At 67.8% G+C, this 16,003-nt stretch carries 12 protein-coding genes and 1 pseudogene; 12 read left to right on the top strand and 1 reads right to left on the bottom strand.

Annotated features, from left to right (window positions below):
- Window positions 1-100: 100 nt before the first annotated feature.
- From EET03_RS03720 to EET03_RS03700, 5 genes and pseudogenes are all read left to right on the top strand, one after another.
- Window positions 101-817 (top strand): MBL fold metallo-hydrolase, encoded by a 717-nt coding sequence (locus tag EET03_RS03720; protein WP_063472948.1) that lies wholly within the window; start codon window positions 101-103, stop codon window positions 815-817.
- Between the two features lie 130 nt (window positions 818-947).
- The gene (locus EET03_RS03715) at window positions 948-1,781 is read left to right on the top strand and encodes a hypothetical protein (RefSeq protein WP_099193961.1); all 834 of its coding nucleotides are present in this window, start codon (window positions 948-950) and stop codon (window positions 1,779-1,781) included.
- Window positions 1,782-1,860: 79 nt separating this feature from the next.
- Window positions 1,861-2,556, top strand: a complete 696-nt coding sequence (locus tag EET03_RS03710; RefSeq protein WP_075542317.1) for a crotonase/enoyl-CoA hydratase family protein — start codon at window positions 1,861-1,863, stop codon at window positions 2,554-2,556.
- Between the two features lie 90 nt (window positions 2,557-2,646).
- Window positions 2,647-4,857 (top strand): annotated as a pseudogene (locus EET03_RS03705) (molybdopterin oxidoreductase family protein); the annotation flags it as partial.
- Between the two features lie 17 nt (window positions 4,858-4,874).
- The gene (locus EET03_RS03700; protein ID WP_075542316.1) at window positions 4,875-5,354 is read left to right on the top strand and encodes a hypothetical protein; all 480 of its coding nucleotides are present in this window, start codon (window positions 4,875-4,877) and stop codon (window positions 5,352-5,354) included.
- Between the two features lie 13 nt (window positions 5,355-5,367).
- Here EET03_RS03700 and cynS read toward each other — a convergent pair whose 3' ends face one another.
- Window positions 5,368-5,823, bottom strand: coding sequence for a cyanase (gene cynS / locus EET03_RS03695; RefSeq protein ID WP_075542315.1), 456 nt, complete (start codon window positions 5,821-5,823; stop codon window positions 5,368-5,370).
- Between the two features lie 115 nt (window positions 5,824-5,938).
- On the opposite strand from cynS, the gene recC reads away from it, so the two are divergent.
- From recC to EET03_RS03660, 7 genes are all read left to right on the top strand, one after another.
- On the top strand, window positions 5,939-9,223 hold the full coding sequence (gene recC / locus EET03_RS03690; RefSeq protein WP_075542314.1) for an exodeoxyribonuclease V subunit gamma: 3,285 nt from the start codon (window positions 5,939-5,941) through the stop codon (window positions 9,221-9,223).
- Window positions 9,223-12,501: an exodeoxyribonuclease V subunit beta gene (gene recB, locus EET03_RS03685; RefSeq protein ID WP_099193960.1), complete on the top strand. Its 3,279-nt coding sequence runs from the start codon at window positions 9,223-9,225 to the stop codon at window positions 12,499-12,501. Before recC ends, recB begins: the two co-directional genes overlap by 1 nt.
- Window positions 12,498-14,225 carry an exodeoxyribonuclease V subunit alpha gene (gene recD / locus EET03_RS03680; protein ID WP_075542312.1) on the top strand — a complete coding sequence of 576 codons (1,728 nt, stop codon included), beginning with the start codon at window positions 12,498-12,500 and terminating at the stop codon, window positions 14,223-14,225. The genes recB and recD overlap by 4 nt, the downstream gene beginning before the upstream one ends.
- Before the next feature lie 80 nt (window positions 14,226-14,305).
- Entirely contained in the window at window positions 14,306-14,569 is a 264-nt protein-coding gene (locus EET03_RS03675; RefSeq protein WP_244232227.1) for a type II toxin-antitoxin system Phd/YefM family antitoxin, read from the top strand.
- On the top strand, window positions 14,569-14,976 hold the full coding sequence (locus tag EET03_RS03670) for a type II toxin-antitoxin system VapC family toxin (protein WP_075542311.1): 408 nt from the start codon (window positions 14,569-14,571) through the stop codon (window positions 14,974-14,976). Before EET03_RS03675 ends, EET03_RS03670 begins: the two co-directional genes overlap by 1 nt.
- A gap of 405 nt (window positions 14,977-15,381) precedes the next feature.
- The gene (locus tag EET03_RS30025; RefSeq protein WP_167470577.1) at window positions 15,382-15,558 is read left to right on the top strand and encodes a hypothetical protein; all 177 of its coding nucleotides are present in this window, start codon (window positions 15,382-15,384) and stop codon (window positions 15,556-15,558) included.
- A 48-nt stretch (window positions 15,559-15,606) separates the two neighbouring features.
- On the top strand, window positions 15,607-16,003 hold a 397-nt coding region (locus EET03_RS03660), incomplete at its 3' end, for a DUF222 domain-containing protein (protein ID WP_122508725.1).

Raw genomic sequence — 16,003 nt, 5'->3', positions numbered from 1 at the left:
GCCTGGGGAATCACAGAAGGCCCGCATTTCGCATCCGGGCCATCGTGGTGTCAAGGCCGCCAGGATTGGACCGACCTCGGATCAGTCATAGTCTGGTGACGTGTCAGATTCGGACCGGCTGTATTTCCGGCAATTGCTCTCCGGTCGCGACTTTGCGGTCGGCGACATGATCGCCGCGCAAATGCGCAACTTCGCGTACCTGATCGGCGACCGTCAGACCGGCGACTGCGTGGTGGTCGACCCCGCCTACGCCGCCGGCGATCTCGTCGACACGCTGGAAGCTGACGACATGCACCTGTCGGGAGTGTTGGTGACGCATCATCACCCGGACCATGTCGGCGGCTCGATGATGGGCTTCGAGCTCAAGGGATTGGCCGAGTTGCTGGAGCGGGCCACCGTACCGGTGCACGTGAACACCCATGAGGCATTGTGGGTTTCCCGGGTGACCGGGATTCCGATGAGTGACTTGACCACCCATGAGCACCGCGACAAGGTCGCAGTCGGCGACATCGAGATCGAGTTGCTGCACACTCCGGGCCACACGCCGGGCAGTCAATGTTTCCTACTCGACGGCCGGCTGGTCGCCGGTGACACGCTGTTCCTGGAGGGCTGCGGGCGCACCGATTTCCCCGGCGGGGATTCCGACGAGATCTATCGCAGCCTGCAACAGCTCGCCGCGCTACCCGGTGATCCGACGGTATTTCCCGGGCACTGGTATTCGGCCGAACGCAGTGCGCCACTCTCGGAGGTCAAGCGGTCGAACTACGTCTATCGCGCCGCCGATCTGGGTCAGTGGCGCATGCTGATGGGCGGCTGAGCACCGGGCCGGATCCGGGTTGATCCCCGCCACCTGCCCGCCGCCGCGATGCGGGGGTCACATCTAGGATCGTGCGCTACTCAATTTCGCCGGCGGATCGGTGTGGTGGTATAAGCGGAGGGTGGATTCCATGGGGTGGGTCCAGAACAGCTGGCATGGGGTCACCGATGTCGAGTCCGGCACCTGGTTCGCGGCGGCCGCGTGGGCGGCGCTGGCGCTCGGCGTTATCGCACTGATCGTGATGAACTATCAGATTCGCCGCAACCGCGAACTGACGTTCGAGCAGACGCGACCGTATGTGTCGATGCTGATGGAGCCCCACGTTGCGGACTGGCATGTGATCGAACTCGTGGTCCGAAACTTCGGTCGCACCGCGGCCTATGACATCCGGTTCTCGTTTCCCAATCCGCCGACCGTGGCCGAATACGAGAACGCCTCGGACGGTTACGCCGACGTCGTCGAATTACAGTTGCCCCGCGAACTGCCGACGCTGGCGCCCGGTCAGGAATGGCGGATGGTGTGGGATTCGGCACTCGACCGCGCCGAGATCGGCCATGGCGTCGAATCCCGGTTCGAGGGGACGGTGACCTACTACGACCGCCCCGAGCAGCGGCCCGGCTGGCGGTTCTGGCGCCGGGGGCGGCGTCCGCTGGAGACAAGAGTGGTGCTGGACTGGGATGCCCTGCCGCCGGTTCAGCGGATCGAGCTGATGACGACCCACGACCTGGCGAAGCGGGAAAAACAGAAGCTGGAGCTGTTACGCAGCGTGCTGACGTATTTTCACTACGCAAGCAAGGAAACGCGGCCCGACGTTTTCCGCAGCGAGATCGACCGGATCAACCGCGCCGTCCAGGAGACCCAGGACAGGTGGCGAACCCGCCAACTCGACGAGCCCACCGACGTCAGCCTGCGCTGGGGTGACGCGGAAGGCGAGCTGGGCAAGCATCGTAGTCAGCGGGTCTGAGAGCGCGCTGCGACCGGGCAAGCGGTGCGCGGCGATGGTGATCTGATTCAATCGACGTCCCTACCGAAGGAGTAATCCCATGAGCGGCCCGGTCACCTATACCCACGACGAAACCATCGCGGTGATCCGGATGGACGACGGCAAGGTCAACGTGATCGGCCCCGCCATGCAGCAGGCCCTCAACGAGGCGATTGACCAAGCCGACCGGGACAACGTCGGTGCGCTGGTCATCGCCGGCAACCACCGGGTGTTCAGCGGCGGTTTCGACCTCAAGGTCCTGACCTCCGGCGAGGTGCAGCCCGCGATCGACATGCTGCGCGGCGGCTTCGAGTTGGCCTACCGGCTGTTGTCCTATCCCAAGCCGGTGGTGATGGCCTGCACCGGTCATGCGATCGCGATGGGCGCGTTCCTGTTGTCCTCCGGCGACCACCGCGTGGCCGCGCATGCCTACAACATTCAGGCCAACGAAGTCGCGATCGGCATGACCATTCCCTACGCCGCCCTGGAAATCATGAAACTGCGGCTGACTCCGTCGGCCTACCAGCAAGCCGCCGGGCTGGCCAAGACATTCTTCGGTGAAACCGCGCTGGCGGCCGGCTTTATCGACGAGATCGCGTTGCCCGAAGTGGTGCTCAGCCGCGCCGAGGAAGCCGCACGTGAATTCGCCGGTCTCAATCAGCAAGCCCACGCCGCGACCAAATTACGCGCCCGAGCCGACGCCCTGAAAGCGATGCGCGCCGCGATTGACGGAATAGAAGCGGAATTCGGGGTGTAGCGGCGGCGAAAGCCGGTAAAAGCCGGTAAAAGGCCGTAAAGGCCGTAACAACCGCCGCGTTTCGAATTCTTTCCGCCGGGTAATCCGCCCATGGTTACGCCGGACCGGATCGCCCAGCCCTGGGGAACCAGGACGCCCTACGGAGCAGGCCAAGACTGGCCGCAGCGCATCGACCAATACCTCGCTGACGGCCTGAACCCGGAATCGGTGGATCAGTGGGTGCAGTCGGCTGCGGTGCTGCCCTTAAACGGTGACGGTCTGGACATCGCCGTCAAAGATGGGCGCATCGTCGGCGTCCGCGGGCGCGCCGTCGACCGGGTGAATCACGGGCGCCTCGACCCCAAAGACCTGTTCGGCTGGCAGGCCAATGCGTCGCCGGACCGCCTCACCACACCGCTGATCCGCCGCGACGGCCAGTTGCGGCCGTGTGACTGGGACACGGCCATGGACGCGATCGTGCAGCACAGCCGGGAGCTGCTGGACAAGCAGGGGCCCAGCGCGATCGGGTTTTATACCTCCGGGCAGCTGTTCCTCGAGGAGTACTACATCCAGGCCATCGTCGCGCACGGCGCTATCGGCACCAACCACGTCGACGGCAACACCCGGCTCTGCACGGCGACGGCTGCCGAGGCGCTGAAGGAGATATTCGGCTGCGACGGGCAGCCCGGGTCGTATACCGATGTCGACCATGCCGACGTGATCGCGCTGTTCGGGCACAATCTGGCCGAGACGCAGACCGTGCTGTGGGCGCGGATGCTCGACCGGCTGGCCGGCGACACGCCCCCCGCCAACGTGTGCGTCGATCCCCGTCTCACCCCGGTGGCCCGGCAGGCCACGGTTCACCTGGCGCCGCTGCCGGGCACGAATGTGGCGCTGATGAACGGGTTGCTGCACGAGATCATCGCGCATGACTGGTCGACCGCGACTACATCGACGCGCACACCGTCGGTTTCGACGAGCTGCGCAACCGGGTGGCGGAGTTCCCCCCACCGCGCGCTGCCGCGATCTGCGGCGTCGACGCCGACGACATCCGCTGCGCGGCAAGGCTTCTCGGCACCGCCGAGCGATTGCTGTCCACCGTGCTGCAGGGCTTCTACCAGTCCCATCAAGCCACCGCGGCAGCCGTCCAGGTCAACAACATTCACCTGGTGCTCGGCATGCTCGGTAAACCGGGCTGCGGCATCTTGCAGATGAACGGGCAACCGACGGCAGAAAACACTCGCGAGTGCGGCGCCGACGGGGATCTGCCCGGCTTCCGCAACTGGCCCAACGACGACCACATTGCCGACTTGGCCCGGGTGTGGAACCTTGAGCCACGACAGATCCCGCACTATGCGCCGCCCACGCACGCGATACAGATGTTCCGCTATGCCGAAGAAGGTACGCTTCGGATGCTGTGAGTTACCGCCACCAATCCGGCGGTATCGCTGCCCGAACTGTCGCGGATCCGGGACATCTTGACCCAGAAGCGACTGTTCCTCGTCGTCGAAGACATCTTCATGACGGAGACGGCCGAGTTGGCCGACGTAGTGTTGCCGGCCGCCGCGTGGGGTGAGAAAACGGGAACATTCACCAACGCCGACCGCACCGTGCACCTATCCGAAACGGCCGTCGAGCCGCCAGGTTTCGCGCGCAGCGACCTGGACATCTTTCTCGATTATGCGCGGCGCATGGATTTTCGCGATAGGGACGGCCAACCGCTGGTGTGGTGGACCGATGCGGAATCGGCGTTCGAGGCGTGGAAGAAGTGCAGCGCCGGGCGGCCCTGCGACTACACCGGTCTGAGCTACGACAAGCTACGCGGCGACAGCGGCATCCAATGACCCTGTAACGCTGAGCATCCCGACGGTACCTAGCGGCTGTACATCGACGCCGGATTCTCGGCGCATCCCGACTACTGCGAGGCTTACGGCAAGGATCTGATCACCGGCGCTGGAGCCCACCGAATACCGCGCGATGAACGCCTACGGCAAAGCCATTATCAAAGCGGCCGAATATATTCCGCCGCACCAGCCGACCACCGCCGAGTTCCCGTTCGCGTTGATCACCGGCCGCACCCTTTACCATTTCCACACCCGCACCAAAACGGCTCGGGCACCGCAACTTCAAGACGCCGCGCCCGAGGTGTGGGTGGAAATCTCGCAGCGCGACGCGGGCCGTCTCGGCATCGCGGAAGGCGATACCGTCGAGGTGAGCACCCCGCGCGGCAGCCTCCGCTGCGCCGCCCGGATCAGCGGCATCCGCGACGGCGCGGTGCCCGATACGGTGGGCGGAGCGGCAGCCCGCGCGGCCGAAGCCCTGGTCAGTGGAGGTGCGTCGTGAAGCTCAAACTCGCCATTCGCGAATTGCATCGCTCCGAGCGCAAACTCGCCCACCGACTCAACGTGATGGCTGCACGCCACCGCAGCGACCAGGACATCTATCACCTGGCGCACGACCAGGCCGGCTGGTCGCAGCATCACCTCGAAGAGCTGGCCAAACATGGCCGCCACTACAGGCTGCGGCTGTCCGCCGACCCGCATACCGGCGCGTTGACCGGCTTTGCGCAGACTCGGATGAGCGGCATGCTGCGGCACCGCCCGCAACCTGCCCTGTTGCTGCTGGCCGATCTGCGGCGAATACACCGGATGGCCGCGGGCGCATCCCTGGACTGGGAGCTGCTGGGCCAGGCCGCGCAGGCGGCGGAGGATCTCGAACTGCTGGACCTGACGTCCCGCTGCCATCCGCAGACACTGCGCCAGATGCGCTGGGCCAACGCGATGCTCAAAGAACTCTCGCCACAGGTGCTCACCAGCTGATCCGCCAGCGGCATCAGCTCTGCGCCGAAACCCATTGGTAGGGAAGGAATTTCCCGTCGAGGGTCACCACCACCCGGTCTCCCGATGAATGTGTCTGCCGCTGCACGTCGATGCTGAAGTTGATGGCACTCATGATGCCGTCGCCGAACTTCTCGTGGATCAGCTCCTTGATGGCGCCGCCGTAGACCTGCAGCGCTTCGTAGAAGCGGTAGATGGTGGGGTCGGTGGGCACCGCGGTGGGCAGGCCGCCGCGCATCGGCGGGGCGGCCAGCACCGGCACCACCGACCTGTCGAGACCCAGCATCTCCACCAGGACGTTGCCGAGTTCGACCGGAATGGGGTGCTGTCCGAGGAGCGCCGCGGTCGTCCACACCACCGGCCTGCCGATGGCGTCGGCCAGCTGCTGCCAGGTGAGCCCCTTCGCCAGGCGGGCCAGCACGATCTTTTCGGTGATCTGGTTTCTGTTCATCAGCCCAGCATGCACGGCCGCCGCCGGTCACAGTGTCCCTGGTGCCAGCGGCCGGACAGCTTGATTCGTCGGGAGTCGCCCAGCTGCATGCCGCCGGCCGCTATGGTGGCCCGCGATGGCACTTCATCTCCACCGTGCCGAGCGCACCGACCTCCTTGCCGACGGACTCGGTGCCCTGCTGGCCGACCCGCTGCCCGACCCGTTCGCATCGGAGCTGGTGCTGGTCGCGGCCCGCGGCATGGAACGCTGGTTGAGCCAGCACCTGTCCCAGGTGTTGGGCAGCCGCGGCGCCCGCGGCGACGGAGTGTGCGCCGGCGTCGCATTCCGCAGCCCGCAATCGCTGATCGCCGAGATCGCCGGGACCGCCAACACCGACCCGTGGTCGCCGGAGGCCATGACGTGGCCGCTGCTGGAGGTGATCGACACCGTCCTCGACGAACCGTGGTGCCGCTCACTGGCAACGCATTTGGGCCACTTCGACACCGACGCCGTCGAGGCCGAGTTGCGCCGCGGTCGCCGCTATTCGGTGGCGCGCCGCCTGGCCGGGCTGTTCGCCTCCTACGCGCGGCAGCGTCCTGCGTTGCTGGCCGGCTGGCTGGACGGGCACCTCGACGACGTGGACGCCGACCTGGCGTGGCAACCCGAATTGTGGCGGGCATTGGTAGCCGCCGTCCCGGCCGATCCGCCGCACATCCGGCACGAACGGACCGTGGCCCGGCTGACCGCGGGCCCGGCCGACCTGCCGGCGCGGCTGTCGCTTTTCGGGCACACCCGGCTGGCGGGCACCGACGTGCAACTGCTCGGCGCGCTGGCCACTCATCACGATCTGCACCTGTGGCTGCCCCACCCCAGTGACGATCTGTGGCGAGCGCTCGCCGGTGTCCACGGCGCGGTGCCGCGACGTCAGGACACCAGCGGGCACGCTGCCCGGCATCCGCTGCTGCAAACCCTCGGGCGCGACCTGCGGGAGCTGCAACGGGCGCTGCCGGCCGCTCCGGCGACCGATGAATTCCTCGGCGGGGCAACCAAACCCGACACGTTGCTGGGCTGGCTGCAAACCGACATCGCCGCCAACGCGACGCGCCCGGACGGGCGGCGGCTGGCCCTCGGCGACCGCTCGGTCCAGGTCCACGCCTGTCACGGGCCGGCCAGGCAGGTCGACGTGCTGCGCGAGGTGCTGCTGGGCCTGCTGGAGGACGACCCGACCCTGGAACCGCGCGACGTGGTGGTGATGTGTCCCGATATCGAGACCTACGCGCCGCTGATCGTGGCCGGCTTCGGGCTGGGTGAGGTCGCCGGTACCGGGCATCCGGCGCACCGGCTTCGGGTCAGGCTCGCCGACCGCGCGCTCACCCAGACCAATCCGCTGCTCGGCGTCACCGCCGAACTGCTCGGCATTGCGGGCGCTCGGGCCACCGCCAGCCAGGTGCTCAACCTCGCGCAGGCCGCCCCGGTGCGCGCCCGCTTCGGTTTCAGCGACGACGATCTCGACGTGATCACCGACTGGGTGCGCCAATCCAACATCCGGTGGGGATTCGACCGGCACCATCGCCGGCCGTACGGGCTGGAGCGTTTCCTGCACAACACCTGGCGGTTCGGCATCGACCGCATCCTGACCGGCGTGGCCATGTCGGACGACTCGCGGGCGTGGCTGGACACCGCGCTGCCCCTCGACGATGTCGGCAGCAACCGGGTGGACTTGGCGGGACGCCTGGCCGAGTACGTCGCGCGGTTGCATCAGGTGGTCGAACGACTCAGTGGCGCAATGCCGTTGACCGACTGGCTGGATGCGTTGACGGACGGGGTCGGCTTGCTCACCCGCTGCGATGAGGATTGGCAGCAGGCGCAGCTGCAGCGGGAATTCGCCGACCTGCGCGCGCAAGCCGGCGCCCGCGCGTCCACCCTGCTGCGGCTGCCCGACGTGTCGGCGTTACTGGACACATCGCTGGCCGGACGTCCCACCCGGGCCAACTTTCGCACCGGCACCCTGACCGTGTGCACCATGGTGCCGATGCGATCGGTGCCGCATCGGGTGGTGTGCCTGGTCGGGCTCGACGACGGCATCTTCCCGCGGCACAGCGCGCCCGACGGTGACGACATGCTGGCGCGGGCACCGATGACCGGTGAGCGTGACGTCCGCTCCGAGGATCGGCAGTTGCTGCTTGACGCGATCGGTTCGGCCACCGAGACATTGGTGATCACCTACACCGGCGCCGACGAGCACACCGGGCAGCCGCGTCCGCCGGCCGTGCCGCTGGCCGAGCTGCTCGACGCGCTGGATCGCACGACGGTAGCGCCGGTTCGCCCGCAGATCCTCACCAGACATCCGTTGCAGCCCTTCGACCGCAAGAACGTCACACCCGGGGCACTGGTGCCCGCCACACCCTTCACCTTTGACCCTGCTGCGCTCGCGGCCGCCGAAGCGGCCACCGGAACGCGCCGTGCGCCTGCGGCTTTCATTGGCGACAGGCTGCCTGAGCCGCCCGCTGGCGACGTGACGCTGGCCGACCTGCTGGACTTCTTCAAGAACCCGGTCAAAGGATTCTTCCGGGCACTCGACGTCACCCTGCCCTGGGACGTCGACACCGTCGAGGACGAAATGCCCGTCGAGATCGACGCCCTGCAGGCGTGGACGGTCGGCGACCGGATACTGCACGACATCCTGCGCGGCATGCATCCGGATGCGGCCGCCAACGCCGAATGGCGCCGCGGAACCCTGCCGCCCGGGCGGATTGGCGTGCGCAAGACGAAGGAAATCCTCGACTGTGCGTGCCAGCTGGCCCGGGCCGCGCTGCCACACATGGCGGCCGACGGCGACGCCTACGACATTGACATCGATCTCGGTACCGGCCGCCGGCTCAGCGGGACCGTCACGCCCGTCTACGGCGAGCATCTGGTGTCGGTGACGTACTCGAAGCTAGCGCCGAAGCATGTGCTGACGTCATGGATCGGGCTGGTCGCATTGGCCGCTCAAGTTCCGGGCCGCGATTGGGCGGCGCTGTGCATCGGCCGCGGAACCAGCAGGAACCGCACCGCCAGAAGGGAATTCGCGCCCCCGCCGGACCCGGTGGCCGTCCTGCGTGATCTGGTGTCGCTCTACGACGCGGGCCGGCGTGAGCCGTTGCCGCTGCCATTGAAGACGTCGTACGCGTGGGCGCAGGCCCGCCGGGACGGCGACGAGCCCGCAGCGGCCGCGCGAGAAAGGTGGGCGTCCAACAGATTTCGCGACGGAGACGACCGTGAGCCTGCGCACCTACGGGTCTGGGGCGACAAGCCCGCCTTCGGTGTGCTGCTGGGCGCGCCCCGCCCGGGCGAGGAGATGGCCGGCGAGGGCACCCGCCTGGGTGCGCTGGCGGCCCGGTTGTGGCTGCCGCTGCTCAACGCCGAGAGGACCGGCTGATGGACCGCTTCGACCTGCTGGGGCCGCTGCCCGAGCACGGCGCCACCATTGTGCTGGAGGCCAGCGCGGGCACCGGCAAGACATTCGCGCTGGCCGGTCTGGTGACCCGCTACCTCGCCGAGACCGACGTCACCCTCGACGAGATGCTGCTGATCACGTTCAACCGCGCGGCCAGCCGCGAGCTTCGCGAACGCGTCCGCGACCAGATCGTGGCGGCGGTGGCCGCTCTGGACGGCCGGATGCCGCCCGACACTGATCTGGTCAGGCACCTGCTGTGTAGCGAGGCCGAGCGCGCCGTACGGCTGGCTCGGCTGCGTGACGCGCTGGCCAACTTCGATGCCGCCACCATCGCCACCACGCACGAGTTCTGCGGCTCGGTCCTGAGATCCCTTGGCGTGGCGGGTGACAGCGATTCCGGCTGCACCTTGCAGGAGAGCCTCGACGACCTGGTGGCCGAGATCGTCGACGACTGCTACCTGGCGCGCTTCGCCAACAGCGACACCGATCCGACGCTGACGTATGCGCAGGCGCTCGACCTGGCCCGCTGCGTCGTCGCCGACCCGTACGCGCAGCGGCGCCCGCTGGATCCCGACCCGGACAGCGTGGCCGGCGTCCGGTTGGACTTCGCCGAGCGGGTGCTCGACGAGCTCGAACGGCGTAAGCGCCGGCTACGAATTGTCGGCTACGACGACCTGCTGCTGCGGCTGTCGAAAGCCCTTGCGGCAGTGGACTCGCCGGCTCGCGACCGGATGCGGCGGCGGTGGCGAATCGTGTTGGTGGACGAATTCCAGGACACCGATCCGATCCAGTGGCAGGTGCTGGAACGTGCCTTTCGAGGCGTGTCGACGCTGATCCTGATCGGCGACCCGAAGCAGGCCATTTACGGCTTTCGCGGCGGCGACATCTACACCTACCTCAAGGCGGCCCGCACCGCCGATGCCCGCTACACCTTGGGAGTCAACTGGCGCAGTGACGCGGTGCTCGTCGAGAGCCTGCAGACGGTGCTGCGGGGCGCCGCACTGGGTCATCCGGAGATCGTGGTGCACGACATCGAGGCGCACCACGACGGCCATCGTCTGGCGGGGGCGCCGCGCGGCGCGCCATTTCGGCTGCGCGTCGTCAAGCGGCGGTCGGTCGGCTACGACGGTACCGCCAATGTGCCAATCGGCCTGTTGCGCGAGCATATTCCCGCCGACCTGGCCGGGGACATCGCGTCCCTGCTGTCCAGCGGCGCCAGGTTCGCCGGACGGCCGGTCGCGGCCGGGGACATCGCGGTGATCGTCGAACATCACCGAGACGCCCGGGCCTGCCGGGACGCCTTGGCAAGGGCGGGTATCCCGGCGGTCTACACCGGCGACACCGATGTGTTCGCGTCGCGGGCGGCCAAAGACTGGCTGTGCCTGTTGGAGGCCTTCGACGCGCCGCAGCGCAGCGGGCTGGTCCGCGCCGCCGCCTGCACCATGTTTTTCGGTGAGACCGCGGAAACGCTTGCCGCTGAAGGTGATGAGCTGACCGACCGGGTGGCCGCGACGCTGCGTGAGTGGACGGACCAGGCCCGGCTGCGGGGCGTGGCGGCGGTGTTCGAGGCCGCACAGCTGGCCGGTATGGGGCGCCGGGTGTTGGGCCAACGCGGCGGCGAGCGACACATGACCGACCTGGCGCATCTCGCCCAGCTGTTGCACGAGACGGCTCATCGGCAGCGCTATGGCCTTCCGGCCCTTCGTGATTGGCTGCGCAGGCAATGCGACGACACCACCCGCGCCGCCGAGCAGAACCGGCGACTGGACAGCGACGCCGCAGCGGTGCAGATCATGACGGTGTTCGTGGCCAAGGGTCTGCAGTTTCCGATCGTGTACGTGCCGTTCATGTTCAACCGGAACGTCCGGCGTGACGACATCCTGCTCTATCACGACGACACCGATACCCGCTGCCTTTATCTCGGCGGCGACCACAGCCGACCGGTTGAGGAGTTGAACCGTGCCGAGGCGGCCCGCGACAACATCCGGCTCACCTATGTCGCGCTCACCCGGGCCCAGTCTCAGGTGGTGGCCTGGTGGGCGCCGACCATCGACGAAGTCAACGGCGGGCTGTCGCGGCTACTGCGCGGTCGTGGCACCGGTGACCCGCTGGTGCCGGATAGGTGCACACCGCGGATCTGCGACGACGACGCGTGGGCGGTGTTCACGCGCTGGCAGGAAGCCGGCGGACCGTCGGTCGAGGAATCGACGATCGTTCCCCCCGCCGCCACCGAAACCAGCTCGCCGGCTGACGGTTTCGCGGTCCGGCATTTCCACCGCCAGATCGACACCAGCTGGCGGCGCACGTCGTATTCGGCGCTCGTGCGCGCCGCAGATGCGATTGCGACGTCCGGCGTGACCAGCGAACCCGAGGTCGACGTGCGCGACGACGAGGTGGACGCGGTGGTCGTCAGCGAACCGGGTGCGGGTGCCGACCTCGACACGCCGCTGGCCGCCATGCCGTCCGGTGCGGCGTTCGGGTCGCTGGTGCATGCGGTGCTGGAAACGGCCGACCCGCAGGCCGCCGACTTGGCTGGCGAACTCGAGGAGCAGGTGCGGCGGCACGCGCCGTGGTGGCCGGTCGACACCGATGCCGCCGAGCTGGCGACGGCGCTGGTGCCGATGCACGATTCGCCGCTGGGCCCGCTGGCCGGCGGCTTGACGTTGCGCCAGATCGGGGTACGGGATCGGCTGCGGGAGCTGGACTTCGAGATACCGTTGGCGGGTGGTGATCTGCGCTCTCGCGCGCCGCGGGTGTCTCGGGTGTCACTGTCGGATGTGGGTGAGTTGCTGCGGGTACACCTGCCCCGCAGTGACCCGTTCTGGTCCTACGCCGATCGGTTGACGTCGCCTGGTTTGGGCGGTCAGTCGTTGCGGGGGTATCTGTCCGGGTCGATAGATGTGGTGTTGCGATTGCCGGACCAGCGATACCTGGTGGTGGACTACAAGACCAACCACTTGGGCGACACCGCCGCCGACTACGATTTCGCCCGCTTGACCGATGCCATGCTGCATTCCGACTACCCCTTGCAGGCGCTGCTGTACGTGGTTGTGCTGCATAGGTTTCTGCGGTGGCGGCAGTCCGGATACGATCCGCGGCGGCATCTGGGCGGGGTGCTGTACTTGTTCGTGCGGGGAATGTGTGGTGCCGGAACGCCGATCCGGGACGGGCATCCGGCCGGTGTGTTCGGGTGGCGCGCGCCGGCCGACTTGGTGGTGGCGCTGTCGGATCTTCTGGATGACGGGAGACGTGTCGCGTGAGCGTTGTCGACGTCGAGACCGCCGTTACCGCGGCGGGCCTGCTGCACAGCTTCAACGACGCCGGGGTGCTCGATCTCGCGGACGTCCACGTGGCACAGCGCCTTTGCACGCTGGGCAGGGAGCCGGATGACCGGGTGGCGCTGGCCGCGGCGCTGGCGGTGCGGGCGCTGCGCGGCGGGTCGGTGTGCGTGGATTTGTCGACGGTCACCCGGGCCGCTGACGGCCTACCGTGGCCGGACCTCGAGCAGTGGCTGGCCGCGGTGCGGGCCAGCGCGCTGCTCGCGGATCCGCCGGTGCTGCATCTCTACGACGACCGGCTGCTGTACCTCGACCGGTACTGGCGCGAGGAACAGCAGGTGTGTCACGACTTGGTGGCCATGCTGGTTCCCCGACCGTCCGGGCCCGCCGCCGAAGTGCCCGCCTTCGAGCGGCTCTTCCCGTCGGGCTTCGAAGAGCAGCGCAGCGCGGCGGAAATCGCTGTGTCGCAGGGCGTGACGGTACTCACCGGCGGGCCGGGGACCGGCAAGACCACCACGGTGGCGCGCCTGCTGGCGGCGCTGGCCGAACAGGCCGAACTGGCCGGCCGGTCGCGGCCCCGCATCGCGCTGGCAGCGCCGACCGGCAAGGCGGCGGCGCGGCTGGCCGAGGCGGTGCGACACGAGGTGACCCGTCTCGATGCGGCCGATCGCATGAGACTCGGCCGGTTGCAGGCGGTTACGCTGCATCGTCTGCTCGGTAGCAGGCCCGACACGTCGTCGCGGTTTCGGCACGATCGCGGCAATCGGTTGCCGCACGACGTGATCGTGGTCGACGAGACGTCGATGGTGTCGCTGACGCTGATGGCGCGGCTACTGGAAGCGATTCGTCCGGGCGCGCGGCTGATTCTGGTGGGCGATGCCGATCAGCTGGCGTCGGTGGAAGCCGGTGCGGTGCTGGCGGATCTGGTGGACGGGCTCGCGGCGCGAGACGACGTGCGGGTGGCCGCGCTGCACACTTCGCATAGGTTCGGCAAATCGATTGGGACCCTGGCTGATGCGATTCGCGGCGGCGATGCGGACCGGGTGCTTGCGCTGCTGCGATCGGGCGACGAGCACATCGAGTTCATCGACGACGAGGACCCGACGCCACGGTTGCGCGCGGTGTTGGTGCCGCACGCGTTGCGGCTGCGCGAGGCGGCGCTGCTGGGAGCCGTGGACGCCGCGTTGGGCACACTCGACGAGCACCGGATGCTGTGCGCGCACCGGCGCGGGCCCTTCGGGGTCGGGCACTGGAACCGACAGGTGGAGGCCTGGCTGGGCGAAGAAACGGGCCAGCCGCCCTGGTCGCAGTGGTATGCCGGGCGTCCGCTGCTGGTGACGGCGAACGACTACGGGTTACGGGTGTACAACGGCGACACCGGTGTGGCCGTCGTCGGCCCGGACGGTCTGCGCGCCGTCCTGGCCGGTGCGGCCGGGACGCTCGACTTCGCCACGGGCCGGTTGTCCGACGTCGAAACCATGCACGCCATGACCATCCACAAGAGCCAGGGCAGCCAGGCCGATGTGGTGACAGTTCTGCTGCCGGAACAGGATTCGCGATTGCTGACGCGTGAGCTCTTCTACACCGCGGTCACCCGGGCCAAGGGGAAGGTGCGGGTGGTCGGTTCCGAGGCGTCGGTGCGGGCCGCGGTCGAGCGACGCGCGGTGCGGGCGTCCGGGTTGCGAATGCGGTTGCAGCGTCGGTGATTTCGACTGATGGTGGTCAGACAGCCGTCTCATCTTAGTGCCGACGTGTGTACTACGAATTCCTAGTACCATCGTCCGAAGTGCCGGTGCGCGAATGGAACCAGAACACCGCCGGGGTACTCGCCCGGGTCAAACGCGGTGAGCACGTCGACATCACCGAACGCGGAACCGTGATAGCTCATTTGGTTCCGGCCCAGGAGAATCCCCTAGCCGAGATGATCAGCTCCGGAAAGCTTCACCCCGCCACCATCACCGGACCGGCGCCACGTTTGACCGGACCCATCAAGACTGAGCACGAGGCCGGCCAGGTGCTGCGCGAGTTGCGCGACAACGAGCGTTACTGATGCTCTACCTCGACACGTCGGCCCTGATCAAACTGATCCGGCGGGAACCGGAAAGCGATGCTCTGGCGGAGTGGCTTGACACCCAGGCGCCCGCGGCATGGGTGTCGCCGACGCTGACGGAAGTGGAGCTGCCTCGCGCCCTGCGGTGCGTCGAATCCGGATTGCTCACAAATGTTCCTGGATTGTTGGCCCGCGTAGCACGATACGGGGTCGACGAGGTGGTACGGGCGGCGGCGGCCGGGTATCCCGACGCGGCACTTCACTCCCTCGATGCGATCCACCCTGCAACCGCACACGCGGTTTTCAGTTCATGGCTCGTTGCATTCGTTGCCTATGACGAACGCCTGCTCGCCGCTGCGGCTGCAGTCGGTTTGCCGACGCCCTCTCCCGGCCGCCATCAGTCATAGCGGCTCGGGTCATGTCGGTAACTTGAGCAACAGCAGTTTAGGTTTGACTGTCGTCGCGGGAGAACCGGTGGCGGGTGGTTTAGGCTGACCACGCACACCTTGGCTCTGTTTCCGGCACGCCGATACCGCACCGTCGCTCAAACCTCTTGTGATGGCAGGCGTTCGGGGAGGTCGCACGTGCTCACCAATCGGCTGTCATGCCGCCGCATCGAGTGTGCAGTGACGGCTTTGACTGTGTATGTAGGGCGCGAACCGCCGCGATCGGCCGCCCTGACGGCATACTCGGCGCCGCCAGCACACACTCGGCGCCGTTAGCCGCCTACCCAACCGCACCAGCGCGCGATTTCCATCTCCCCACACCGGGGGTCCGACACCGTAGGCGGCGCGCAGGGCTGCGCGAGCGCCTTGCAAGCGACGAGTACCAACATCGTGGTCGGATCCTCGTGGGCGATGGGCCGGCAGGGCCTGGGCCTGCACCATTCTCACTGTGGTGGGGTGGCGGCGGTAGCGTTCGCGCAGGTCGGCCGCGGCGGTGACGAGGAGGTCTTTGATCTGCTGGATGGCTGCCGGTGCGGGATTTGACCCCGGTTGAAAAGAATCAATGTCGGTGGGCCGGGATAGCATTCGAACATGTGTTCGGATCGGGAGTCGGTGGTGGCGTCGTTCGACGCGCTGCAGGTAGCTGTGTCACAGCTGCAGGACCTGTCCTTTGACGCCTTGACCACCCCTGAACGCATGGCCCTGCTGGAGCGTTGCGAAACAGTTCGGCGCCAGCTGCCCAGCATCGAACATGCCCTGATCAATCAGATCGCCGAGCAGTCCAGCGAGGAGGAGCTGGGTGGCAAGCTGCCCGCGGCGCTGGCTAACCGGTTGCGGATCACGCGTGCCGAGGCCAGCCGGCGGGTAGCCGAGGCTGCCGAATTGGGGCAGCGCCGCGCCCTGACGGGGCAGCCGCTGGCTCCGCAATTGAGCGCCACCGCGGCCGCCCAGCGTGACGGGCGCCTCGGCGAACGCCAGGTGCGGGTGA

Origin of the sequence: Mycobacterium innocens, from assembly GCF_900566055.1 — a bacterium.
Lineage (GTDB): Bacteria > Actinomycetota > Actinomycetes > Mycobacteriales > Mycobacteriaceae > Mycobacterium > Mycobacterium innocens.
Note: the sequence above shows the minus strand (reverse complement) of the source record. Positions and strands in the feature narration are given on the sequence as shown.